Raw genomic sequence first — 22,735 nt, 5'->3', positions numbered from 1 at the left:
CGATCATATGAGAAGCTTATGGATAAAGGGGCGACAAGAGGTCGCCCCAATGGGGTTTTACAGTAAAACGAGGGGCATCCAGACCAGACCGGTGATCACCAGTAGCACGAGGAAAATCAGGCCAAAAATAGCGCCCAGCCGCCAGTAATCGACCGTTGGCAAATAGCCGCTGCCGTAGTAGATAGGGCTTGGGCCGGTGGCGTAGGGAGTCAGAATACTGCCCAGGCCAATAGCGGCACCGACCATCAGGCAGAAGACCGGCAACGGGATTTCCGGCATCGCCAGCGCGGCGGCGATCATCATCGGTGCGAGGGCGGAGGTATACGCTGTGGCGCTGGCAAAGAAGTAGCGCAGTAAATAAAAGACCACGATAAGCGCCACCATCACCATGATCGGTGAATAATCGCTCAGCCCGTTTGCCAGCAGCTTGCCGAACCAGGTAATAAAACCGGTGTTATTCAGCCCGGTCGCCAGGGTTATTAACGAGGCCAGCCAGAAAAAGACGTTCCATGCGGCTTTATTACTGACGATGTCATCCCAACTAATGATGCGCAGCACCAACATCAATGCCACCACGCTGTAACCGACCATCGCGGCGTCAATATAATCGCCACCGAAGATCCACAACACCAGCGCGCCGACCATCAGCCCCAGCATCTTTTTCTCACGTGCGCAGAGCGGTCCCATCGCTTTTAACTCTGTATCCGCCCAGCGAGGCACCTGATCGCCGGATTTCAGCACTGGCGGGTACAACACATACGCCAGCCAGGGCACGATCAGCACCAGTAAAATGCTCAGCGGCAGCATACCCAAGAACCAGTCGCCCCAACTGAGCGCCGTATGAGATGCGCCTTTCATCAGGCCGATCAGCAGCAGGTTCGGCGCCATCGCCGTTAAGAAAATCGCGCTGGTGACGCAGTCGGCGACAATGCCCATCCACATGATGTAGGAGCCAATAGAACGTGAACTGGCGTCATTGGGCTGGGAGTTATACAGCGGCGGCAGGTTGCGGATAATCGGGTAGATTATTCCGGCCCCGCGCGCGGAGTTGGAAGGCGTAACGGGGGCGAGGATCAGCTCAGAGAACATCACCGCGTAGCCGAGGAATAACGTCCGGTGCCCCATCTTTTTTACTAACATTAGCGCGATACGCCGACCGAGGCCGGTTTTCTCATAGCCGGTACCAAACATAAAGGCCGCGAAAATCAGCCAGATAACCGAGTTAGAAAAGCCAGACACAGCCCACGACAGTGATTTGGCGGTAAATTTAAAACCGTCCTGCGCGAGCTGTTCCGGGCTGAACAGGATCCACGGTGAAAGCACGGCGATGATCGAAATACCAATCATCGCCACTACCGCGCCGGGTACAGGTTCCAGAATGAGCCCCACAATCACACCGGTAAAGACGGCAAAATAGAGCCAGGTGTGGCTCTCAAGACCGGTGGGAACGGGTAAAACAGCAATAATGGCGATGACCACCAGCGGAGCCAGGTATCGCCACCAACCAGCTAAAGGTGCCATTGTGATATCCCTGCGAATGGGGAGAGGCTCTGCGCCTCTCCGGAAGGATTATTTGATGTAATGCACGTGCTCGCAGATCTCTTCCACGATGGGATCGCGGCGTTCAGCAAACAGCTTTTTGTTTTCGGCGATCAGGTTGTTGCCGTGGGTGTCGATGGACACAATCAACGGGCCGAACTCTTTGACCCGACACACCCACAGGGATTCCGGCATGCCCAGCTCCGTCCAGTGCACTTCTTCAATCTCTTCAACCTGAGTAGCCGCCAGTACGGCGCAACCTGCCGGGAAGATGACGTGCAGCGCTTTGAACTGCTTGCAGCCTTCTTCTGTCAACGGTCCCATACCACCTTTACCGACCACCAGTTTGACGCCCGTCTGCTCGATAAACTCTTTCTCAAAGGCTTCCATACGCATACTGGTGGTTGGACCGACGGAGACCATTTCCCATTTATCACCGTTCTTACGCACGATTGGGCCTGCGTGGAAAATAGCCTTGCCGTTCAGGTCATAAGGAATTGGGCGCTTCAGTTCGATCAGGCGACGGTGGCACACGTCGCGGCAGGTCACCAGCGTACCGCTCAGGTAAATGACATCGCCAACGCGAATATCTTCCAGATCTTCGGCTTTAATCGGGGTTGTGAGGATCTTTTTCATAACGCGCTCCGGGTGTGAGACAGATTTTCGAAGGAGAGATCAGCATGAACCAGCAGCGTGCCGCGACGGTGCGCCCAGCAGCCGGTGGAAACAGCAACGCCGATAGTCGACGGATGGCGCGCGGCGGATTCGATATGCACGCCCATCACGGAGCTATTGCCGGTCAACCCTTGCGGACCAATACCCAGGCGGTTAAGTCCTTCTTCAAGACGCAGTTCCAGTTCGGCCGCTTTGGGGTTGGGATGACGTGAGCCGATAGGACGCAGCACCGCTTTACGGGAGAGTACTGCGGCAGTTTCTACTGAGGTGGCAATGCCTACGCCCACCAGCACCGGCGGGCAGGCGTTAACGGCCAATGTGGAGATATTTTCGAAGACAAATTTCACTACGCCTTCGTAGCCTTCTGAAGGCATTAACACTTTCGAGCGTCCTGGCAGGGTACAGCCGCCGCCAGCCATGTAGACTTCGATTTCCGCGTCATCATTATCAGGAATGATGTCCCAGGTGACCCACGGCACACCGGTGCCGGTATTTTTGCCGGTATTCACTTCGTCAAAAATTTCTACCGCGTTATGGCGCAGTGGCGCTTTGACCGTGGCGTCTTCAACGGCCTGTTTCAGGATGCTTTGCAGTTCACCCAACAGCGGAAAACGGGAACCGACCTTTACAAAGAACATAATCTCGCCGGTGTCCTGACAGGCCGGACGGTTCAGATCGATTGCCTTCTGCATGTTGTCAAACATGGTGTGGTAGATGATTTTACCCATCGGCGAGTCTTCGCCTTCACGCAGCTGTTTTAATTTATCCACTACGTCGTCGGGCATACGGGTAGAAATCATGGCGGTAAAATTCGCGACAATGTTTGTCAGCGTATTTATCGCATTTTGGTTATTTTGATTGCTCATCTTGTAAACTCCAGTTCTTTTATTTTCTGGAAATAAATTCTCCGCCACAAACTACCACTAAAAATAGGGGTTTATATTATTTGCCACTGTGAATATCCAATTAACAGTTCGTGAATGATGTCCAAATAAGGCAATAAAAATTGCGCAAAGGCAGGGTTTAATACGCGTGAGAGAATTACACTGCGGTTAACAACATTACGGATATACCGACCATGCTGAACACGTATCCCCTGGCGAAAGACCTGCAGGTGCTGGTTGAAATTGTTCATAGCGGCAGCTTTAGCGCCGCTGCCGCCACGCTGGGACAGACGCCAGCGTTTGTGACAAAACGTATTCAAATCCTCGAATCCACGCTGGGGACGACGTTGCTTAACCGCTCTGCGCGCGGCGTGGCGTTAACTGAGAGTGGTCAACGTTGCTATGAACATGCCCAGGCGATCCTCGCGGGCTACCAGCATCTGGTTGATGACGTCACGCAAATCAAAACGCGCCCGGCGGGGATGATTCGTATCGGCTGTAGCTTTGGTTTTGGGCGCAGCTATATTGCGCCGGCCATTACCGAACTGATGCATAGCTACCCTGAATTACAGGTGCATTTTGAGCTTTACGATCGGCAAATTGATTTGGCGCAGGATAATATCGATTTGGATATTCGTATTAATGATGAAATTCCTGATTATTATATTGCGCATTTGTTAACGAAAAACAAAAGAATATTGTGTGCGGCCCCGACCTATTTACAAAAATATGGCGAGCCGATGACGCTACAGGAATTAAGTCGGCATGATTGCCTGGTCACCAAAGAACGCGATATGACCCACGGAGTGTGGGAGCTGGATAACGGCCAGGAGAAAAAATCGGTCAAGGTAGCTGGGCACCTTTCATCGAACAGCGGTGAGATTGTGTTGCAGTGGGCGCTGCAGGGAAAAGGGATCATGTTGCGTTCCGAATGGGACGTACAACCGTTTTTGGCAAGCGGTGGACTGGTGCGTGTACTTCCGGACTATGCACAAAGCGCCAATATCTGGGCGGTTTATCAGGAGCCGCTGTATCGCAGCGTGAAGCTTCGCGTCTGTGTGGAGTTTCTGGCGACGTGGTGTCAGCACCGATTGGGTAAGCCAATTGAAGGGTATCACGTCCCTCAGGCCGGATAAGACGCTTAAGCGCCGCCATCCGGCAGTATCGTCACTCAGGATCTTTTTCGCGTTTTTTCTTCAGTTTGGTCCAGATTTTCGGCTCCTGACGGCGCCACAGACGCTGAATGTTGTCATGGTGACGTAGCAGAATTAAGCACGACAACATGGAAACCGGGAAGGTGAACTGGGGATTGAACCACCAGACATAAAAGGGAGCAATCAGCGCGCTGACGATAGCGCCCAATGACGAATAGCCGCTGAGTAAGACAGTCAGCAGCCAGGTTCCCGCCATTACGCCCGTTAAGTCCCAACCAATTGGCGCAATTGCGCCAAAGGCGGTGGCAACGCCTTTCCCACCTTTAAAGCCGAAGAATACCGGCCAGATGTGTCCCAGACAGGCGGCGATCGCTATCAATCCCAGCCAGAAGGGGCTGACGCCTAGTGCATAGGCACCCCAGACGGGCAACATGCCTTTCAGTACGTCGAAAATCAGTACGGCGACGGCGGCTCCCTTGCCACCTATGCGTAGCACGTTTGTCGCGCCCGGATTCCCAGAGCCGCTGTCACGCGGGTCCGGCAATCCAGCGAGGCGGCATACCAGAATGGCACTGGAAATAGAGCCGCAGAGGTACGCGAAGATAATCATTCCAGGCGCGATTGCACTCATAAGCTGTTCCGTTTTGAAAATGTCGTGTAAAACGCTACTTCTGTGGATAATACGCATATTTCGCCGGAAGTGGTATCCGGGTTAGCCAAAAAGCAGGCGGGTCGTGATGGATATTGTATTTATAGAGCAACTTTCAGTAATCACCACCATCGGTGTTTACGACTGGGAACAGACAATCGAGCAAAAGTTGGTGTTCGATATCGAAATGGCATGGGATAACCGTAAATCGGCTAAAAGCGATGATGTCGCTGATTGCCTGAGCTATGCTGATATTGCTCAAACGGTTGTTAATCATGTGGAAGGCGGGCGTTTTGCACTGGTAGAGCGCGTAGCGGAAGAGGTGGCTGACCTCCTGCTTAGTCGCTTTAATTCCCCATGGGTGCGTATCAAACTCAGTAAACCTGGCGCGGTGGCGCGTGCGGCAAACGTCGGGGTTATCATTGAGCGTGGCAGTAATCTGAAAGAAAATAATTAATTTAATAATTTCTAAAACAAACGGGTATAAAAGGGTCCTTTCGTCGGCTCTTTTTTGCCGTGGTTTCTCTATCTAGGGGTTTATTAATGAGTGATATGCACTCGCTGCTGGTGGCGGCAATTTTGGGTGTGGTCGAAGGATTGACGGAATTTTTACCCGTTTCCAGTACCGGCCATATGATTATTGTTGGCCACCTGCTGGGTTTTGAGGGCGATACCGCAAAAACATTTGAAGTGGTTATCCAACTGGGTTCTATTCTGGCCGTCGTAGTGATGTTCTGGCGACGTCTGTTTTGCCTGATTGGCATTCACTTTGGCAAGGTCCAACACGAAGGGACTGGCAAAGGTCGGTTGACGCTGGGACATATCCTGCTCGGGATGATCCCGGCCGTTGTCCTCGGTCTGGTTTTCCACGATACCATCAAATCACTGTTTAACCCGATCAACGTGATGTATGCGCTGGTGGTAGGGGGCGTGCTGCTGATAGCCGCAGAATGCCTGAAGCCGAAAGAGCCGCGCGCGCCGGGGCTGGATGATATGACTTATCGTCAGGCGTTTATGATTGGCTGTTTCCAGTGCCTGGCGCTGTGGCCGGGTTTTTCCCGCTCTGGGGCGACGATTTCTGGCGGTATGCTGATGGGGGTCAGCCGTTACGCGGCATCTGAGTTTTCTTTCCTGCTGGCGGTGCCGATGATGATGGGCGCAACGGCCTTGGATCTCTACAAAAGCTGGTCGTTCCTCAGCGCGTCAGATATTCCGATGTTTGCAGTCGGTTTCGTGACGGCGTTTATCGTGGCGCTGGTAGCGATCAAAACCTTCCTGCAACTGATTAAACGCATCTCGTTTATTCCGTTTGCGATTTACCGCTTTATTGTGGCGGCCGCCGTCTATGTGGTTTTTTTCTGATCGCTATTAAATGCCGGATGGCGCTACGCTTATCCGGCCTACGGGCGCGATATGTAGGCCGGATACGGCATTTATGCCGTCATCAGGTAACGTCAGTTTACTGGGCTGGTTTCGGACAACGCTGCTCTTTCCAACTGGCCACCGCCGCAATTCGCCGTTTCGTCAGCTCCTCCCGAATTTCCTGACCTTTAAATCCGGCCTCAACGACGTCTTTCGTTGGCACCGCCTGCGCAACCAGCCAGGCTTCACGCAGTAGTCTCCCTTGTGGATAATCCGCCGCTTCAAAGCCGGTACGCCCACGCACGTCGGCCTCGCTGGTCAGGGCGATTTGCTCTACACGCTGCGGTTTACGCCAGGCATCGATGGAATCAAACAGCTTCACGATGGTTTTTGGCTGCAGGATGGGGAAGGTATGAATGAGATCGTGGAACTCGGCCACCAGTTTGGCTAAATCACGGATGTCATTTGGCACGCGCAGGCGCTGACACAGTTGCTCGACCAGCTTGACGCCCGCCGGACCGTGACCGTGATGGCGTGGCCACAGCGCTTTGGGCGTTAATGCTTTGCCAAGATCGTGGCACAGCGTGGCAAAGCGCACGTCGACCTCGGGGCTTAACATGGCGGCCATCGACAGCGTCATCAGGGTATGAATACCGGTATCGATTTCCGGGTGCCACTGCGCGGGCGCTGGAACGCCAAACAGGGCATCCACTTCCGGGAACAGGACGCGCAATGCGCCGCAGTCGCGCAGAACCTGAAAGAATACCTGTGGATTACGGGTGGTTAAGGCGTTTTCCGTTTCTTTCCACACCCGCTCTGACGTCAGATGCTCCAGTTCACCGGCAGCGGTCATGTTGCGCATCAATGTCATGGTTTCGTCAGCGATACGAAAACCGAGGTGCGCATAGCGGGCAGCAAAGCGCGCCACGCGCAGCACGCGTAGCGGATCTTCGCTAAAGGCGGGAGAAACATGGCGCAGCAGGCGGTTTTCCAGATCGCTGCGTCCGTTATAGGGGTCGATAATTTCCCCGTCGTCATCGCGGGCCATCGCGTTGATAGTCAGGTCGCGACGCTGAAGATCGTCCTCCAGCGTGACATCCGCTGCGGCGTAGCAGGTGAACCCGGTATAACCCGAACCAGATTTACGTTCGGTACGCGCCAGCGCATACTCTTCCCGGGTTTGCGGATGGAGAAACACGGGAAAATCGCGGCCTACCTGCTGGTAGCCCGCGTCAAGCATCTCTTGCGGCGTGGCGCCGACAACAACCCAATCTTTATCTTTAACCGGTAGCCCTATTAACGCGTCCCGAACAGCACCACCGACCAGATAAATCTTCACGCCACTTTCCTTCTGAAAAAAATCATCCCTTAATCATATGTCAGTGTGGCGGAGAAGGCGATTCAGTTCATCCAGCGATCTTTGCGTTTACGGCTTGGGATCATGTGTGGCAGAACCAGACCGAGCAGCAGACCAAGACCCAGCACGCCGCCGCCATACATAAACCACTGCATGATGATGGTGCGCTGTTTGTCATCAAGCTGCAGATTGGCTGCGCTGACCTTCTTTTGCGCCACGATAAGTTCGTTTTTCAGCTTCTGATTTTCTTGTTTCAGGCCGTCGATCACACTGTCGCTTTGCGCCACTTTTTGCTGCATATCGGCGGTGCGCTGATTCCACGTGGTATCGATATTATTGAGCTTATCTGTCAGCGTCTTAACCTGGTTTTCCAGATCGGGAACGCGGGTGCGCAGGCTCGGCGTACTGTTCAGCTCTTTCAGCGGGATCCAGGCGGTACGTCCGGTGCTGTCTTTCACCTGGGCGTAGTTGGTGTTGGCGTCAGTCTGTAAAAGCGTGACTTCCTCGCCGGCGTTAACCGTACCCACGAGGCGATAATTATCTCCCGGACCGCTGCGGACCCAGGTGTTCAGTTCGTCAGAGACATAGCGCTTTTCTTCGGCATGTGAGACTGCAGTGGCGCTAAGTGCGAGTAAAGTTAATCCAATCAGGCGTAATTTTGGCATCAGGCTGTCGTTATTGTCATAGAAAGTGGAACGATAGTAGTGGCATCAGTGTCTCTACGCAAAGCATTCGACATCAATCGGAATCATCTGTGTCCTTTTTGCCACCACCCGAAACTTTTACGCCCGTCAAATTGCTCGTTGCATGGCAATTTGGCGCAAAATACTATCTACTTGACCATTAAGAACGAACTTAGTTCGCAGTCAGTTTTCTCAACTGTGACATAACCCATAAGTACAAGACCATGGCCCAGGAAATCGAATTAAAATTTATCGTCAATAGTGATGCTGTAGATGCGCTACGTGAGCGTCTGAATACGCTGGGAGGAGAGCATCACGCGCCCAGCCAGTTGCTGAATATCTACTACGAAACGCCGGATGCCTGGTTGCGTGGTCACGATATGGGACTGCGTATTCGCGGTGAAAACGGTCATTATGAAATGACCATGAAAATTGCCGGACGGGTAACGGGCGGTCTGCATCAGCGACCAGAATATAACGTTGCGCTGAGCACGCCTGAGCTGGATCTCGCCCTGTTTCCCGCTGAAGTCTGGCCGGATGGCAAGCTACCCACGGAACTCGCTTCTCAGGTGCAGCCGCTGTTTAGCACCGATTTTTACCGTGAGAAATGGTGCCTTGATGTCGACGGTAGTCGGATTGAGATAGCCCTCGACCTTGGGGAAGTGAAAGCGGGCGAGTTTGCTGAACCTATCTGTGAGCTTGAACTGGAACTGCTAAGTGGCGATACCCGTGCGGTACTGAAGCTGGCAAACCAGCTGGTTTCACAAACTGGTTTACGGCAGGGTAGCCTGAGCAAAGCGGCGCGCGGCTATCATTTAGCGCAGGGGAATGCGCCGCGTGAACTCAAACCGACGCGCATTTTACGGGTTCCCGTGAAGGCGAGCATCGAGCAAGGTCTGGAAGCGGCGCTGGAGCTGGCATTATCACAGTGGCAGTACCATGAAGAGCTGTGGGTACGTGGCGTCAAGGGGGCAAAAGCCGAGGTACTGGGGGCAATGGGCCTGGTGCGCCACATTCTGATGCTGTTTGGCGGTATTGTGCCACGAAAAGCGAGTGCTCACTTACGAGATTTACTGACCCAGTCGGATGCGATCATGGCGTCGGACGTTTCTGCCGTTTCGGCGGTTTACAGCACACAAACAGCGATGGCAAAACTGGCGCTGACCGAGTGGCTGGTAACCAAAGGATGGCAGCCGTTCCTTGATGCGAAGGCGCAGGGTAAAATTGCCGACTCCTTTAAGCGTTTCTCAGATATTCATCTCTCGCGCCATGCCGCTGAACTGAAAACCGCGTTTGCTCAGCCGCTGGGCGATCAGTATGCCGATCAGCTTCCACGCCTGACGCGCAACATTGATAGCATGCTGATGCTGGCGGGATATTATGACGAAAATGTCGCCTCGGAATGGATCGCCAACTGGCAGGGCCTGCGTCACGCCATTGCGGCCAACCAATATATTGAAATTGAACACTTCCGCAATGAGGCAATCGCGCTGGAACCGTTCTGGCTGCACAGCGGAAAACGATAATCAGGACTGAGGCCGCCATCTGGCGCCATTCAAAGGATAACTCATAAATGAAGCAGCTCTCTTCACCGTTACAGCAGTACTGGCCGACCGTTGTTGAGCGGCTGCCAACAACAATATCTGAGTCCTCGCTTAGCGTGCAGGCGAAGTCAGTGCTTACATTCAGTGATTTTGTCCGCGACAGCCTTATTGCCCATCCTGAATGGCTGCTGGAGCTGGAAAGCGCAGCGCCTCAGGTGGACGAATGGCAACATTATGCCGCCTGGTTACAGCAGGCTTTGACCGAGGTCAGCGACGAAAACACGCTGATGCGTGAGCTACGCCTGTTTCGCCGTCGTATTATGGTGCGTATCGCGTGGGCGCAGACGCTGTCGCTGGTGACGGAAGAGAGTATCTTGCAGCAGCTAAGCCATCTGGCTGAAACGCTGATCGTTGCCGCGCGTGACTGGTTATACGCCGCTTGTTGTCGCGAATGGGGAACGCCTTGTAATCCAGAAGGTGTTGCGCAACCGCTGCTGATTTTAGGCATGGGGAAACTGGGCGGCGGCGAGCTGAATTTTTCCTCCGATATCGACCTGATTTTTGCCTGGCCGGAGCACGGCAGTACGCAGGGCGGGCGACGCGAGCTGGATAACGCGCAGTTCTTTACCCGTATGGGCCAGCGGCTCATCAAGGTCCTGGATCAGCCCACAATGGATGGCTTTGTTTATCGGGTGGACATGCGCCTACGCCCATTTGGCGACAGTGGTCCGCTGGTGCTGAGCTTCTCTGCGCTGGAGGATTATTACCAGGAACAAGGCCGCGACTGGGAACGTTATGCAATGGTCAAAGCCCGCATTATGGGCGATGCTGATGGCTCTTACGTCAATGAACTCCGCGCCATGCTGCGACCGTTTGTCTTCCGTCGTTATATCGATTTCAGCGTGATCCAGTCTCTGCGTAACATGAAAGGGATGATTGCCCGTGAAGTGCGCCGTCGCGGACTGAAGGACAACATTAAGCTGGGGGCGGGCGGTATTCGTGAAATCGAATTTATCGTGCAGGTATTCCAGCTTATTCGCGGCGGACGCGAGCCGTCGCTGCAATCCCGTTCACTGTTACCGACGTTGAGCGCCATCAATGCGTTAAACCTGTTGCCAGATACCGACGCGGAGCAATTGCGCGCAGCCTATCTCTATTTACGCCGTCTGGAAAACCTGCTGCAAAGCATCAATGATGAACAGACCCAGACGCTGCCGGGTGATGAACTGAATCGTGCGCGGCTGGCGTGGGGAATGAACGTTGATGACTGGCAGCAGTTGACCGATGTGCTGGCTGGCCATATGCACAATGTGCGTCGGGTATTTAACGAGTTGATTGGCGATGACGAAGCCGAAACACAGGAGGAGTCACTGTCAGAACAGTGGCGCGAATTGTGGCAGGACGCCTTACAGGAAGATGACAGCACGCCGGTGCTGACGCATCTGGCGGATGACGATCGGCGACGCGTCCTGTCGCTGATCGCGGATTTCCGTAAAGAGCTGGATAAACGCACCATTGGCCCGCGCGGACGCCAGGTGCTGGATCATCTAATGCCGCATCTGCTGAGCGATGTCTGTTCGCGTGACGACGCCTCAGTTCCGCTGTCGCGCATTACGCCGCTGCTGGTGGGCATTGTCACCCGTACAACCTATCTGGAGCTGCTGAGCGAATTTCCCGGCGCGCTCAAACACCTGATTTCACTGTGTGCCGCCTCGCCGATGGTCGCCAGCCAGTTGGCGCGGTATCCGCTGTTGCTCGACGAGCTGTTGGATCCGAACACGCTGTATCAACCCACGGCGACAGATGCCTACCGTGATGAGCTGCGTCAGTATTTACTGCGCGTGCCGGAAGATGACGAAGAGCAACAGTTGGAAGCGCTGCGTCAGTTTAAGCAAACCCAGCTGTTACGTATTGCCGCGGCTGATATCGCCGGTACGTTGCCGGTGATGAAGGTGAGCGATCACTTAACCTGGCTGGCGGAAGCCATTATCGATGCGGTAGTCCAGCAGGCGTGGACGCAGATGGTCGCTCGCTACGGGCAACCCACCCATCTTGGCGATCGCGAGGGACGCGGTTTTGCCGTGGTCGGCTATGGCAAGCTGGGCGGCTGGGAGTTGGGTTATAGCTCGGATCTCGATCTGATCTTCCTGCACGATTGTCCGATGGATGTCATGACGGATGGCGAACGTGAGATTGACGGGCGACAGTTCTATCTGCGTCTTGCGCAGCGCATTATGCACCTTTTCAGCACCCGTACCTCCTCTGGTATTTTGTACGAAGTGGATGCGCGACTGCGTCCGTCCGGTGCGGCGGGGATGCTGGTAACATCAGCGGATGCTTTCGCCGATTACCAGCGCAACGAAGCCTGGACATGGGAACATCAGGCGTTGGTGCGCGCGCGCGTAGTGTACGGTGACCCGCAGTTGACCTCTCAGTTTGACGCGGTGCGTCGCGATATCATGACCCTCGTCCGTGACGGAAAAACCTTGCAAACCGAGGTGCGCGAAATGCGTGAGAAAATGCGTGCCCATTTGGGCAATAAGCATCGCGATCGTTTTGATATCAAAGCGGACGAAGGCGGCATCACCGATATTGAGTTCATTACGCAATACCTGGTGCTGCGCTATGCCCATGAAAAACCGAAGCTGACGCGTTGGTCGGATAACGTGCGCATTCTGGAATTACTGGCGCAAAACGACATTATGGATGAGCAGGAGGCGCTGGCGCTTACCCGTGCTTATACGACGCTGCGTGATGAACTTCACCATCTTGCCTTGCAGGAGCTTCCGGGCCATGTGGCGCCAGAGTGCTTTGAGGCTGAACGCACGCTGGTGCGCGACAGCTGGCAGAAGTGGCTGGTTGCCGAGTGAAGTGTGCTATTATCGCGCGCAAATTTTAAGACCCTCAGAGAATCTCTCAGGAGACAGGAATGAAAGTAACGCTGCCAGAGTTTGAACGTGCAGGAGTAATGGTTGTCGGTGATGTGATGCTGGATCGCTACTGGTACGGTCCTACCAGCCGTATTTCGCCTGAAGCGCCGGTTCCGGTGGTGAAAGTGGATACCATCGAAGAACGTCCCGGTGGCGCAGCAAACGTGGCGATGAACATTGCCTCCCTGGGAGCGAATTCGCGTCTGGTGGGCCTGACTGGTATTGATGACGCGGCGCGTGCGCTGAGCAAAACGCTGGCGGATGTGAACGTAAAATGTGATTTCGTCTCCGTACCGACCCATCCGACGATTACCAAACTGCGCGTGCTTTCCCGTAACCAGCAGCTGATTCGTCTGGATTTCGAAGAAGGTTTTGAAGGTGTGGATCCGCAGCCGTTGCACGAGCGTATTAATCAGGCGCTGGGTTCTATCGGCGCGCTGGTGCTCTCTGATTACGCCAAAGGCGCGCTGGCAAGCGTCCAACAGATGATTGCGCTGGCGCGTAAGGCCGGAGTTCCGGTGCTTATCGATCCGAAAGGAACCGATTTTGAACGCTACCGTGGCGCCACGCTGCTGACGCCGAATTTGTCTGAGTTTGAAGCGGTTGTTGGTAAGTGCAAACGCGAAGATGAGCTGGTGGAACGCGGCATGAAATTGATTGCTGATTTTGACCTTTCCTCTTTGCTGATCACGCGTTCCGAGCAGGGGATGACGCTGCTGCAACCGGGTAAAGCACCGCTGCATATGCCGACCCAGGCGCAGGAAGTGTATGACGTGACCGGCGCGGGCGATACGGTTATTGGCGTGCTTGCGGCGACGCTTGCGGCGGGTAACTCTCTGGAAGAAGCGTGCTACTTTGCTAACGCCGCAGCCGGTGTTGTCGTAGGTAAACTGGGGACTTCCACCGTTTCTCCCATTGAACTGGAAAACGCCGTACGCGGTCGGGCAGATACTGGCTTTGGCGTGATGAGCGAATCTGAGCTGAAACAGGCCGTTGCCAGCGCCCGCAAACGCGGTGAGAAAGTCGTGATGACCAACGGGGTGTTCGACATCCTGCATGCGGGGCACGTCTCCTATCTGGCAAACGCGCGCAAGCTGGGCGATCGCCTGATCGTAGCGGTAAACAGCGATGCTTCGACCAAACGTTTGAAAGGCGAAACGCGTCCGGTCAACCCGCTGGAACAGCGGATGATCGTACTGGGTGCGCTGGAGGCCGTCGACTGGGTGGTCTCTTTTGAAGAAGATACACCGCAACGTCTGATTGCGGGCATCCTGCCGGATCTGCTGGTAAAAGGCGGCGATTATAAGCCAGAAGATATTGCGGGCAGCAAAGAGGTGTGGGCGAACGGCGGTGAAGTGCTGGTGCTGAACTTCGAAGACGGCTGCTCAACGACCAATATCATTAAGAAGATCCAGAAAGACAGCGATAAGTAACACCTGGAAAGTTTGCCGGATGGCGGATAAAACGCGTAAGCGTTGCCATCCGGCATTTCTATATCTTATTCTTCAGTCGTTTTCTCAACAGGCTGTGGGCTGTTTTTCAGCGGTTCGGCCAGCGCCGACAGCGAACCGCCGGACAAACCTATCTCATTTAATAGCGAATCAATCAGCGGCGCTTGTGTGCGATAGGCAAGAGCTGCGGATAATGCCTGCTCCGCCAGATTCCCACCGTTTACGTTACCTGCGGTCACTTCACCGACTGCACCGCCGCGATTGAGACCATCAACCTGAATAATCTTGATCCCATCGATAGACTTCATTGGCTCAACGGATTTCTCAATCACTGCTGGCAGGGACTGCAGCAAAGCCAGCTTAAATTTCAGGCTGGTCTGTTCGTCAGAAAGCACGTTAATCGCATCGTTCAATGCGCGTTGTGCTTCGGCTTCCGCGAGACCTTTTTTCCGCGTGGCTTCGGCCAGTTCAACAATTGCGGCTGCCTGCAATTCTGCCGCTTCTTTCTCTGCTTTCGCACGTACGGTCAGTTCAACGGCCTGTGTTTCAGCATCCTGCGCGGCGGCAATCAGCGCCACCTGTTTGGCACGATCGGCTTCTGCGGTCTGGCGAGTGGTTTCTACGTTCTGTTGAGCGCGAACCGCCTCGGCCAGCGCATCATTAGCACGCGCTTCTGCCTGGGACTGCTGTTCGGACTTGGCGGCGATGGCGATGGACTTGGTCTGGTTAGCAATCTCAGTAGCCTGCTGCTGTTCGATCTCTTTAATGCGAACTTCGCGCTCCGCTTCCACTTTTCTTGAACGAACGGCTTGCTCGCGTTCGATTTCCGTTTCCTGAATCTGGCGTTCAGCAAGGATACGCGTCTGTTCAGCTTCACGATGACGTTCGGCTTCAAAGGCGGCAATTTTGGCATTTTGCTCGGCCGTGCGGGTTTTCACCTGCTGTTCCTGCTCGAGCGTCATGAAGGCTTCCTGCTGTTCGATCTCCAGCTTGCGCGACAGCGCATCACGGTTTTTCTCACGAACGGCAACTTCTACGTCCTGCTCGACTTCGTTACGTTCGCGACGACGACGTTCCGTCTCCTGGGTCAGCTTAGTCAGACCCTCGGCATCAAAGGCGTTGTTGGGGTTGAAATGGATTTTTTCGGTCTGGTTAAAGTTGGTTAACGAAACGCTTTCCAGTTCCAGCCCGTTCTTGGACAGGTCTTCCGCCACGGTGTTTTGTACACCCTGAACGAAGTTCTCTCGCGTATCCTGCAGTTCATGCATGGTCATCTGCGATGCTGTGGCACGTAGCGCATCGACAAACTTATCTTCGATTAACACACGTAAATCTTCTGGCGACAACGTACGCTGACCCAACGTCTGTGCGGCGGTAGCAATCCCCTCCACAGACGGTTTTACACGCACGAAAAAGGCGACGACGACATCCACGCGCATACGGTCTTTGGTGATGAGACTGTCGACAGTTGAACGGCTCACCTCAAGTTTGAGGGTGTTCATATTGATTGGAATAATTTCGTGGAAAATCGGCATGACAATTGCGCCGCCGCTCATCACCACTTTTTGCCCGCCAAGGCCGGTACGCACAAACGCCTGTTCAGCAGACGCGCGGCGATACAGGCGGGCAAAAATAATCCCGATAATTACTAAGACGACCACCGCAACAATGGCGGTAAACATCCATGAAGGTAACATGCCAAAAACATCATCCATCTATGAGATCCCTCTGTATAAAATTATAAAATAGTCGGCCAGGGGTTTAGCTCGGCCAGGTAACGCGTTGCAGAGAGTCGGCAAATAATCAGCACCTTGTCTCCTTTTTTGAATTCTTTGCCCGCTTCAGGCTCCAGCAGCACATAGTGGGTCTGCCCAAACTTGTCGGTAAATTTGCCTTCGCATGGGGTACCGGCAATCGCAGAATGTCCGGTAATAATCGCCATGCTGCCGATAAACTCATCCTCGGCGAGGGCGGTGGTTTCATCTCGTGGTAGCCATGGAGCAATAATTTTTCCGCTGTAATGCACAGCGAAGACGGCGAGAATAAAACTTACCGGGACAAGTAGTAGATTACTCAGCGGTGCTTGCCACAACGTGACCCAGCCATGCTGGATGAGGATACCGAAAAGTCCAAAGAAGCCAGCGAGTAAGCACAGCACGATCAGCGCCGGGATCCGCCCGATATTGAGATAGTGAAGCGCCTGGCCAATATTGCCGGAGGTCAGGGCATCGTAATGTTCGAGATGCGCATCAAGCGTGCCAGAAAGGTAATGACCGAAAATAAGAGAGATGATTTCCAATAGGCCAATCAGTAGTACAAATGAAATAGCAAACAGGTAGGGGCCGTTATATTCCGTAAATAAAACCAACTTTTTCCTCCTGCGACTACGTTCCCTGATAGTGTCAAAAGTAACGGTTTTACCTGTTACTTTTACATAACGTTACAATAGCATGCCGAGCCATTATCCTTAAATCCGAAAGGGGACTTATTGCCCCCTTATATTTCGTAGGAAAGTGTGAGCCTGGGCTATAAATTTGCGCACATTATGTACAAAACCATTTCGTGTATAGGGAAATACTGAAATCAGAAAAAGCATATGGCCTTAGCAGATATTCAATAACTGGAGGGTATGCTCATGCACAGCAACATGTATTCAATGAACAATTTCGATTTCCTGGCCCGCAGTTTTGCCAGGATGCAGGCTGAGGGACACCCTGTTGATATCCAGGCCGTCACTGGCAATATGGATGAGGAACATCGTAGCTGGTTTTGTAAACGTTATGCGCTGTACTGCCAGCAGGCGACAGAGGCGAAGAAACTCGAACTGGAACACTAACAAAAAACGGGCCTTGCGGCCCGTTGTCGTTTTTACTCTTGCGGATCGACTGAGGGGATTGCAGGGGCAGGCTTAACTTCTGCCGTTTTTTCACGCGCTTCCAGCTCAGTCAGGCGTTGTTCAAGCAGCGCCAACTTTTCACGGGTACGCAGCAAAACCTGAGTCTGCACATCAAACTCTTCACGGCTTACCAGGTCCAGACGGGTCAGTTGTGACTGCAGCGTTTGACGAATTTTCTTCTCGACGTCTTCCCCAAACTCCCGGATCCCTTTCGGCATCGACTCGTGAACCTGACGAGCAATTTGCTCAATTTTTTTCGGGTCAATCATTATGGTTTCCCTGAACTGGTACGTGTTGCTGCTTATTGTAGTGCGAATGGGCGCAGGCATAAACCAGAATTGTGTGAAGCTAAGTCGAGTAAAGGCGTTGATGAAGGTAATCAATAGCGTTATAGTTAACCCGCTTATTCTCAGGGCGGGGCGAAATTCCCCACCGGCGGTAAATCAGCTTAATGCTGAAAGCCCGCGAGCGCTTTGGGTGCAAACTCAAAGGTCAGCAGATCCGGTGTAATTCCGGGGCCGACGGTTAGAGTCCGGATGGGAGAGAGTAACGATCCAGTCGGGCATGGACCCGCTCACGTTATTTTTTTGCCGCTTAGACGGTACTCCTAAGACTGCCCTGATTCTGGTAACCATAATTTTAGTGAGGTTTTTTTACCATGAATCAGACGCTACTTTCCTCTTTTGGTACGCCTTTCGAACGTGTTGAACATGCGCTTTCTGCGCTGCGTGAAGGACGCGGTGTGATGGTGCTTGACGACGAAGATCGTGAAAACGAAGGCGATATGGTTTTCCCGGCGGAGACCATGACCGTTGAACAGATGGCGCTGACCATCCGTCACGGTAGCGGTATTGTTTGCCTGTGCATCACTGAAGACCGACGCAAACAGCTCGATCTGCCAATGATGGTGGAAAATAACACCAGTGCTTACGGTACCGGTTTTACCGTGACCATTGAGGCCGCAGAAGGCGTGACTACCGGCGTTTCCGCTGCAGACCGTGTTACTACGGTACGTGCGGCAATTAAGGATGGCGCAAAACCTTCCGATCTGAACCGCCCGGGACACGTTTTCCCGCTGCGAGCTCAGGCAGGCGGTGTGTTGACTCGCGGCGGTCATACTGAAGCCACCATCGATCTGATGACGCTGGCAGGCTTTAAACCAGCCGGTGTGCTGTGCGAACTGACCAATGACGATGGCACCATGGCGCGCGCGCCGGAGTGCATCGAATTTGCCGGCAAGCATAATATGGCTGTGGTCACTATCGAAGACCTGGTGGCTTACCGTCAGGCGCATGAGCGTAAAGCCAGCTAATTGCTCATAACCACGCTTGTTGTGGTAGGGATAAAAAAACCGAAGTCAGTTTTCTGGCTTCGGTTTTTTGTTATCGAGGCCTGCTTATATTTAAAATGTTCCGCAATTAAATGGCATTGCCGAAAGTAGAGTTTAAATAATTCTGTTTATTGGCCGGGAAAGAGATGAATTATCAGGGATTAGCGATTTTATCACTTTGTCTTAAGTGAGCTGAGGATATTTACAGAATAATAAATATTATTTAGAAACAGGCTTGTTTCTACATTGTTTTATTTTTAATACACGTTTGTCATTCCCTGCACAGTTGGGTTATATGATCGAAATCATATATTTGTTTCTGTGTTATGCCACTATAGGGGTAGGTCAGAATAAGTTAGTGTAAATTTTTAACGTTAAATGTTTAATGATGTTAAATATTAAGGGTAAAAGAATGTTTATTGCCTGGTATTGGATTGTATTAATTGCACTCGTTGCGGTGGGTTATTATTGTCATATGAAGCGTTATTGTCGTGCGTTCCGCCAGGACAGAGATGCGCTGCTTGAGGCGCGTAACAAACTCTTTCGTCGACCTGGCGAAGATAACGGCGCGGTTAAGGGACAGGAATAGTCCTTCGCGTTCTGCTATGGATGAGCGGATGCTGTTAAACTTGTAGGGTGGCATCCGCCCTCTGGATTAGCCGATTCCCATAGACTGGAGAATGACGAGACTTAACCCCATCACCGACATTCCGCACAATACCCCATAGCTGGGATTATTATTGGGGTCGATCTCTTTTGCCAATGGCATCAATTCATCGACGGACAGCGCGACCATAATACCTGCAACGGCCGCCATTATCGCCGCCATTACTACCGGCGAAATCAGACTACCGAGAATTAACCACGCCAGTACGCCACCCAATATTTCCGCCATGCCCGAAATCCCGGCCCAGAATATCGCGGTGCGTTTAGATCCCGTAGCCGCATAGACTGGACCCGCCACGGCTAATCCTTCAGGAATATTGTGTAATGCGACGGCAAGGGCAATACCAAAGCCCAGTTCGAGGTTGCTGCTGGCAGTAACAAATGTCGCAATTCCTTCCGGGAAGTTGTGCAGGCTGATGCCGAGCGTTAATAAAATCGCGGTACGCCGGATGGAACCGGGTAAAGGCTGCGTGGTTTTTTGCACCAGATCCTGAGGGTGAGCATGCGGCAGTATACGGTCGAGGCCAAAGTAGCCCAGCAGGCCTACAATAAACATCCCGTAACCCAACACCGGCGACATGCCGTCAGCGGCCAGCGCAGCAGGTAGCATCTCCATTAGAGAAATCAGTAACATGATCCCGGCGGCGAAACCTAAAGAAAAGGCAAGAACGCGATTAGAGGGTTTTTGCCCCAGCACGCCGAGAAATGCGCCGATAAACGTGGCGGCGCCTGCCAGTAAAGTCAGAAGTAAAGGTACTGACATCGACAAATCTAACTCCTTATCAATCTGCTGTCCGGGCCAGATCGTCAAAATAACTGATGATCTTCATCATGGTTATCTGAGTTCTTCATTAACCGAAAAAGCGTATTGTGATGGTATCAAAATGACTCCCTCAGTAAGGATATCATCATGTCTTCAGCTCGTATGCCAGCATTGTTTTTGGGCCACGGTAGCCCGATGAATGTTCTGGAAGATAACGTTTATACCCGTGCCTGGCAGCAACTGGGGGAAACGTTGCCGCGTCCGAAAGCCATTGTGGTGGTGTCGGCGCATTGGTTTACCCGTGGAACAGGCGTGACGGCGATGGAAGCGCCAAAAACAATCCATGATTTTGGCGGTTTTCCGCAGGCGCTGTATGACACGCATTACCCGGCCCCCGGTTCACCTGAGCTGGCGCAGCATCTGGTGGATTTGCTTTCCCCTGTGCCCGTCACGTTAGATAGAGAAGCGTGGGGATTCGACCATGGCTCCTGGGGCGTGCTGATCAAGATGTATCCGAATGCGGATATTCCGATGGTGCAACTGAGCATCGACAGCACCAAACCCGCGGCCTGGCATTTTGAGATAGGCCGTAAGCTGGCGGCGTTGCGTGATGAAGGCATTATGTTGGTGGCCAGCGGCAATGTGGTACACAATCTGCGTACTGCGCGTTGGCACGGTGAGAACACGCCATACCCGTGGGCGATCTCATTCAACGATTATGTGAAGGCCAACCTGACATGGCAGGGACCGGTTGAACAGCACCCTCTGGTCAACTACCTCAATCATGAAGGTGGATCGTTATCGAACCCGACGCCGGATCACTATCTGCCGCTGCTGTATGTATTGGGCGCGTGGGATGGCAAAGAGCCGGTGACTATTCCTGTCGACGGGATTGAGATGGGAAGTTTAAGTATGTTGTCTGTACAGGTTGGATGAGAAATGCCGGGTGGCAGCTTCGCCTCACCCGGCACAACGATTATTCGACAAAAATATGCGGATAGAAGCGCGAGAGATCCTGCGTGATCAATGCTCTGTCTTCACGAATGCCGATGCCAGCAGGTTGATCGTTAATCAGCCAGCTGCCGATCAGCATATAGCTGTCGCCAAATTTCGGGAGCTGATGGAACTGCTGTACGATCATACCTTCTTCGCCATACGGCCCTTCAACGGCTTCGATCGTTTTCCCGTTCTCAATGATGGAGACATTAGCCCCCTCGCGCGAGAAGATCGGTTTAACGACGAATTTATCCATCTGCGGATGGTCGTCTTCGGCGAAGTACGCTGGCAGCAGGTTCGGATGGTTCGGGAACATTTCCCACAACAGCGGTAATAGCGCTTTGTTGGAGATGATGCTCTTCCAGGCCGGTTCCAGCCAGCGAACGCCCGCGTCTTCAAGCTTGGTGGAGAACATTTCACGCAGCATGAATTCCCACGGATAAAGTTTGAACAGGTTGGCAATAACCTGATCCTGCATATCCGTGAACTGACCTTTTTCACCAAGGCCAATATCTTCGATATAAAGGAATTCAGTGGCGATCTCAGCCTCGGCAGCGCAATCCTGCAGGTACTGGATCGTTCCGCGATCTTCGACCGTATCACGACAGCAGGTCAGATGCAGCAACTGAAAACCATACTGTTCACGCAGCTCGGTGAAGCGCTCGATCAGCTTTTCCTGCAGACTGTTGAACTGATCGCTGCCTTCCGGCAGGTTGCCGGCATTGAGCTGATCTTCCAGCCAGATCCACTGGAAAAACGCGGCTTCGTACAGTGACGTTGGCGTATCGGCGTTGTTTTCCAGCAGTTTGGGTTCACCCGTGCCGTCCCACGCCAGATCCAGACGCGAATAAAGTGACGGCTGCTGTGTCTGCCAGGACTGACGAACAAAGCCCCAGGTATGCTTTGGAATGCGAAACTTGGTCATTAGCTCATCGCTGGCGATGACCTTTTCCACCACTTTGAGGCACATTTGATGCAGCTCTGCGGTGACCTCTTCCAGCTTTTCAACCTGGGCAAGCGTGAGCTTATAGTACGCGTCTTCACACCAGTACGGCTCGCCGTACATAGTGTGAAAGTTGAAACCGTATTCGGTGGCCTTATCGCGCCAGTCCGGGCGCTCAACAATACTGACTCTTTCCATGACCATCAGCCGCCCATTGAACGTGTGGTGGTGCCGCTGGCGCTACGCTGCATAGTGCTCTGTTTAGCCACAGATTCGCCAAATCCGCCGCGGGTGACGGTAGTGGTGGTGGCTGGTTTCGGCGCCATGGCGGTTTTCGGCACGGTCATGGTACGACCCGGCGTCGCTGCACCGTAGTTTTTACCGCTGGCATCAGTGTATTTGCCGTATGCTGGGCTGGCCGGATTTTTCGAGCTGAACAGCGGCTGCTGCGCGCCCATACCGCCGCCCATCAGTCGGCCCATCATGTAGCCTGCCATCAGCGGCATCCAGAAGCTGCCGCTGCTTTGGTTCTGCGCCTGAGCCTGGCCTTCGCCGGTCGGCGCCATACCCGCTTGCGCAGGTGCCTGTTGGCACTGGCCTTCGCCGAATTCGGCGATACAGTCTTCGCGAGTGGCATATTTTGGCGCGGTGCGTTCCGCTTCTTTCAGCGCATTGTTGAACGCGGTAGTACATTCGGCGCTTTTACCCGGATTCGCTGCCGAGCAGTCGTCCGCGTTTTGATAAAGCGAAACCGTTTCGTCGCTCTTTTCACAGCCCGCGAGCATAAACACAGCGGTAACTGCCAGGGCGACAGGAGTCAGGTGGCGTGCGCTCCAGCTTTTGCGGAACGAGGCGTGATGTATCGATTTTGTCCGTTTCATTTATGTCTTCCAGGACCCAGTGGTAAATACTG

General features: G+C 53.3%; 22 protein-coding genes and 1 riboswitch. Of the genes, 10 read left to right on the top strand and 12 right to left on the bottom strand.

The features are described 5' to 3' along the window. Positions 1-57 precede the first annotated feature (57 nt). Genes FDX11_RS23310 through ttdA form a run of 3 tightly spaced genes read right to left on the bottom strand, consistent with a single transcriptional unit; the run spans position 58 to position 3,080 of the window. Positions 58-1,521 carry an anion permease gene (locus FDX11_RS23310; protein WP_137398600.1) on the bottom strand — a complete coding sequence of 488 codons (1,464 nt, stop codon included), beginning with the start codon at positions 1,519-1,521 and terminating at the stop codon, positions 58-60. A 48-nt stretch (positions 1,522-1,569) separates the two neighbouring features. Next, positions 1,570-2,175: a L(+)-tartrate dehydratase subunit beta gene (gene ttdB / locus FDX11_RS23305; protein ID WP_006688017.1), complete on the bottom strand. Its 606-nt coding sequence runs from the start codon at positions 2,173-2,175 to the stop codon at positions 1,570-1,572. After that, entirely contained in the window at positions 2,172-3,080 is a 909-nt protein-coding gene (gene ttdA / locus FDX11_RS23300) for a L(+)-tartrate dehydratase subunit alpha (protein WP_038633966.1), read from the bottom strand. Before ttdA ends, ttdB begins: the two co-directional genes overlap by 4 nt. 212 nt (positions 3,081-3,292) lie before the next feature. Between ttdA and FDX11_RS23295 the strand changes: the two genes are divergently transcribed. Beyond that, entirely contained in the window at positions 3,293-4,234 is a 942-nt protein-coding gene (locus FDX11_RS23295) for a LysR family transcriptional regulator (protein ID WP_079225981.1), read from the top strand. A gap of 31 nt (positions 4,235-4,265) precedes the next feature. Here the strand turns inward: FDX11_RS23295 and plsY are convergent, their stop codons facing one another. Then, positions 4,266-4,883, bottom strand: a complete 618-nt coding sequence (plsY, locus tag FDX11_RS23290; protein WP_003024662.1) for a glycerol-3-phosphate 1-O-acyltransferase PlsY — start codon at positions 4,881-4,883, stop codon at positions 4,266-4,268. A 106-nt stretch (positions 4,884-4,989) separates the two neighbouring features. Between plsY and folB the strand changes: the two genes are divergently transcribed. Next, positions 4,990-5,358 carry a bifunctional dihydroneopterin aldolase/7,8-dihydroneopterin epimerase gene (folB, locus tag FDX11_RS23285; protein WP_042311051.1) on the top strand — a complete coding sequence of 123 codons (369 nt, stop codon included), beginning with the start codon at positions 4,990-4,992 and terminating at the stop codon, positions 5,356-5,358. A gap of 86 nt (positions 5,359-5,444) precedes the next feature. Then, positions 5,445-6,263 (top strand): undecaprenyl-diphosphate phosphatase, encoded by an 819-nt coding sequence (gene bacA / locus FDX11_RS23280; RefSeq protein ID WP_137398599.1) that lies wholly within the window; start codon positions 5,445-5,447, stop codon positions 6,261-6,263. 97 nt (positions 6,264-6,360) lie between these two features. Here the strand turns inward: bacA and FDX11_RS23275 are convergent, their stop codons facing one another. Beyond that, positions 6,361-7,602 carry a multifunctional CCA addition/repair protein gene (locus tag FDX11_RS23275; protein WP_137349754.1) on the bottom strand — a complete coding sequence of 414 codons (1,242 nt, stop codon included), beginning with the start codon at positions 7,600-7,602 and terminating at the stop codon, positions 6,361-6,363. 62 nt (positions 7,603-7,664) lie between these two features. Beyond that, positions 7,665-8,285 carry a TIGR04211 family SH3 domain-containing protein gene (locus FDX11_RS23270; RefSeq protein ID WP_048232822.1) on the bottom strand — a complete coding sequence of 207 codons (621 nt, stop codon included), beginning with the start codon at positions 8,283-8,285 and terminating at the stop codon, positions 7,665-7,667. Positions 8,286-8,527: 242 nt separating this feature from the next. Between FDX11_RS23270 and FDX11_RS23265 the strand changes: the two genes are divergently transcribed. From FDX11_RS23265 to hldE, 3 genes are read left to right on the top strand one after another with little or no spacing between them, the layout of a single operon-like run. After that, positions 8,528-9,829, top strand: coding sequence for an inorganic triphosphatase (locus FDX11_RS23265; RefSeq protein ID WP_137398598.1), 1,302 nt, complete (start codon positions 8,528-8,530; stop codon positions 9,827-9,829). Positions 9,830-9,876: 47 nt separating this feature from the next. Then, complete coding sequence (glnE, locus tag FDX11_RS23260; protein ID WP_137398597.1) at positions 9,877-12,717, top strand: bifunctional [glutamate--ammonia ligase]-adenylyl-L-tyrosine phosphorylase/[glutamate--ammonia-ligase] adenylyltransferase; 2,841 nt, start codon at positions 9,877-9,879, stop codon at positions 12,715-12,717. Between the two features lie 59 nt (positions 12,718-12,776). Continuing rightward, the gene (gene hldE / locus FDX11_RS23255) at positions 12,777-14,210 is read left to right on the top strand and encodes a bifunctional D-glycero-beta-D-manno-heptose-7-phosphate kinase/D-glycero-beta-D-manno-heptose 1-phosphate adenylyltransferase HldE (RefSeq protein WP_137398596.1); all 1,434 of its coding nucleotides are present in this window, start codon (positions 12,777-12,779) and stop codon (positions 14,208-14,210) included. A gap of 65 nt (positions 14,211-14,275) precedes the next feature. Here the strand turns inward: hldE and FDX11_RS23250 are convergent, their stop codons facing one another. Beyond that, the gene (locus FDX11_RS23250; RefSeq protein WP_137398595.1) at positions 14,276-15,943 is read right to left on the bottom strand and encodes a flotillin family protein; all 1,668 of its coding nucleotides are present in this window, start codon (positions 15,941-15,943) and stop codon (positions 14,276-14,278) included. A gap of 23 nt (positions 15,944-15,966) precedes the next feature. After that, complete coding sequence (locus FDX11_RS23245; RefSeq protein ID WP_137398594.1) at positions 15,967-16,596, bottom strand: OB-fold-containig protein; 630 nt, start codon at positions 16,594-16,596, stop codon at positions 15,967-15,969. Between the two features lie 261 nt (positions 16,597-16,857). Between FDX11_RS23245 and glgS the strand changes: the two genes are divergently transcribed. Further along, positions 16,858-17,064 (top strand): cell surface composition regulator GlgS, encoded by a 207-nt coding sequence (gene glgS / locus FDX11_RS23240; protein WP_087856824.1) that lies wholly within the window; start codon positions 16,858-16,860, stop codon positions 17,062-17,064. A gap of 32 nt (positions 17,065-17,096) precedes the next feature. Here the strand turns inward: glgS and ubiK are convergent, their stop codons facing one another. Beyond that, on the bottom strand, positions 17,097-17,393 hold the full coding sequence (ubiK, locus tag FDX11_RS23235) for a ubiquinone biosynthesis accessory factor UbiK (RefSeq protein ID WP_038633935.1): 297 nt from the start codon (positions 17,391-17,393) through the stop codon (positions 17,097-17,099). A 132-nt stretch (positions 17,394-17,525) separates the two neighbouring features. Next, positions 17,526-17,676: riboswitch (FMN riboswitch) on the top strand. A 106-nt stretch (positions 17,677-17,782) separates the two neighbouring features. On the opposite strand from ubiK, the gene ribB reads away from it, so the two are divergent. Together ribB and FDX11_RS25195 are read left to right on the top strand one after the other, a co-directional pair. Then, positions 17,783-18,436 (top strand): 3,4-dihydroxy-2-butanone-4-phosphate synthase, encoded by a 654-nt coding sequence (ribB, locus tag FDX11_RS23230; RefSeq protein ID WP_038633931.1) that lies wholly within the window; start codon positions 17,783-17,785, stop codon positions 18,434-18,436. A gap of 430 nt (positions 18,437-18,866) precedes the next feature. Then, positions 18,867-19,043 (top strand): hypothetical protein, encoded by a 177-nt coding sequence (locus FDX11_RS25195; RefSeq protein ID WP_064507033.1) that lies wholly within the window; start codon positions 18,867-18,869, stop codon positions 19,041-19,043. Between the two features lie 66 nt (positions 19,044-19,109). Here FDX11_RS25195 and zupT read toward each other — a convergent pair whose 3' ends face one another. After that, positions 19,110-19,883 carry a zinc transporter ZupT gene (zupT, locus tag FDX11_RS23225; RefSeq protein ID WP_038633928.1) on the bottom strand — a complete coding sequence of 258 codons (774 nt, stop codon included), beginning with the start codon at positions 19,881-19,883 and terminating at the stop codon, positions 19,110-19,112. Between the two features lie 147 nt (positions 19,884-20,030). Here zupT and ygiD point away from each other — a divergent pair, with 147 nt between their 5' ends. Next, complete coding sequence (gene ygiD, locus FDX11_RS23220; RefSeq protein ID WP_137398593.1) at positions 20,031-20,819, top strand: 4,5-DOPA dioxygenase extradiol; 789 nt, start codon at positions 20,031-20,033, stop codon at positions 20,817-20,819. Positions 20,820-20,859: 40 nt separating this feature from the next. Here ygiD and FDX11_RS23215 read toward each other — a convergent pair whose 3' ends face one another. Together FDX11_RS23215 and FDX11_RS23210 are read right to left on the bottom strand one after the other, a co-directional pair. After that, complete coding sequence (locus FDX11_RS23215) at positions 20,860-22,020, bottom strand: glutathionylspermidine synthase family protein (protein ID WP_137365396.1); 1,161 nt, start codon at positions 22,018-22,020, stop codon at positions 20,860-20,862. A 5-nt stretch (positions 22,021-22,025) separates the two neighbouring features. Beyond that, positions 22,026-22,703: a DUF1190 family protein gene (locus FDX11_RS23210; protein WP_006688037.1), complete on the bottom strand. Its 678-nt coding sequence runs from the start codon at positions 22,701-22,703 to the stop codon at positions 22,026-22,028. Positions 22,704-22,735: the final 32 nt, after the last annotated feature.

This window comes from Citrobacter sp. wls714, from assembly GCF_005281025.1.
Classification (GTDB): Bacteria; Pseudomonadota; Gammaproteobacteria; order Enterobacterales; family Enterobacteriaceae; genus Citrobacter; species Citrobacter werkmanii.
The sequence above is the reverse complement of the archived record's forward strand: the minus strand, read 5'-3'. Positions and strand labels throughout refer to the sequence as shown.

Excerpts from the sequence above, each read along its gene's own strand:
- FDX11_RS23215 (WP_137365396.1), bottom strand. The coding sequence starts at position 22,020 with ATGGAAAGAGTCAGTATTGTTGAGCGCCCGGACTGGCGCGATAAGGCC.
- ygiD (WP_137398593.1), top strand. The coding sequence starts at position 20,031 with ATGTCTTCAGCTCGTATGCCAGCATTGTTTTTGGGCCACGGTAGCCCG.
- FDX11_RS23265 (WP_137398598.1), top strand. The coding sequence starts at position 8,528 with ATGGCCCAGGAAATCGAATTAAAATTTATCGTCAATAGTGATGCTGTA.
- FDX11_RS23310 (WP_137398600.1), bottom strand. The coding sequence starts at position 1,521 with ATGGCACCTTTAGCTGGTTGGTGGCGATACCTGGCTCCGCTGGTGGTC.
- ttdA (WP_038633966.1), bottom strand. The coding sequence starts at position 3,080 with ATGAGCAATCAAAATAACCAAAATGCGATAAATACGCTGACAAACATT.
- hldE (WP_137398596.1), top strand. The coding sequence starts at position 12,777 with ATGAAAGTAACGCTGCCAGAGTTTGAACGTGCAGGAGTAATGGTTGTC.
- FDX11_RS23295 (WP_079225981.1), top strand. The coding sequence starts at position 3,293 with ATGCTGAACACGTATCCCCTGGCGAAAGACCTGCAGGTGCTGGTTGAA.
- FDX11_RS23250 (WP_137398595.1), bottom strand. The coding sequence starts at position 15,943 with ATGGATGATGTTTTTGGCATGTTACCTTCATGGATGTTTACCGCCATT.
- glgS (WP_087856824.1), top strand. The coding sequence starts at position 16,858 with ATGCTCATGCACAGCAACATGTATTCAATGAACAATTTCGATTTCCTG.
- ttdB (WP_006688017.1), bottom strand. The coding sequence starts at position 2,175 with ATGAAAAAGATCCTCACAACCCCGATTAAAGCCGAAGATCTGGAAGAT.
- folB (WP_042311051.1), top strand. The coding sequence starts at position 4,990 with ATGGATATTGTATTTATAGAGCAACTTTCAGTAATCACCACCATCGGT.
- FDX11_RS25195 (WP_064507033.1), top strand. The coding sequence starts at position 18,867 with ATGTTTATTGCCTGGTATTGGATTGTATTAATTGCACTCGTTGCGGTG.
- ribB (WP_038633931.1), top strand. The coding sequence starts at position 17,783 with ATGAATCAGACGCTACTTTCCTCTTTTGGTACGCCTTTCGAACGTGTT.
- bacA (WP_137398599.1), top strand. The coding sequence starts at position 5,445 with ATGAGTGATATGCACTCGCTGCTGGTGGCGGCAATTTTGGGTGTGGTC.
- glnE (WP_137398597.1), top strand. The coding sequence starts at position 9,877 with ATGAAGCAGCTCTCTTCACCGTTACAGCAGTACTGGCCGACCGTTGTT.
- ubiK (WP_038633935.1), bottom strand. The coding sequence starts at position 17,393 with ATGATTGACCCGAAAAAAATTGAGCAAATTGCTCGTCAGGTTCACGAG.
- plsY (WP_003024662.1), bottom strand. The coding sequence starts at position 4,883 with ATGAGTGCAATCGCGCCTGGAATGATTATCTTCGCGTACCTCTGCGGC.
- zupT (WP_038633928.1), bottom strand. The coding sequence starts at position 19,883 with ATGTCAGTACCTTTACTTCTGACTTTACTGGCAGGCGCCGCCACGTTT.
- FDX11_RS23270 (WP_048232822.1), bottom strand. The coding sequence starts at position 8,285 with ATGCCAAAATTACGCCTGATTGGATTAACTTTACTCGCACTTAGCGCC.
- FDX11_RS23210 (WP_006688037.1), bottom strand. The coding sequence starts at position 22,703 with ATGAAACGGACAAAATCGATACATCACGCCTCGTTCCGCAAAAGCTGG.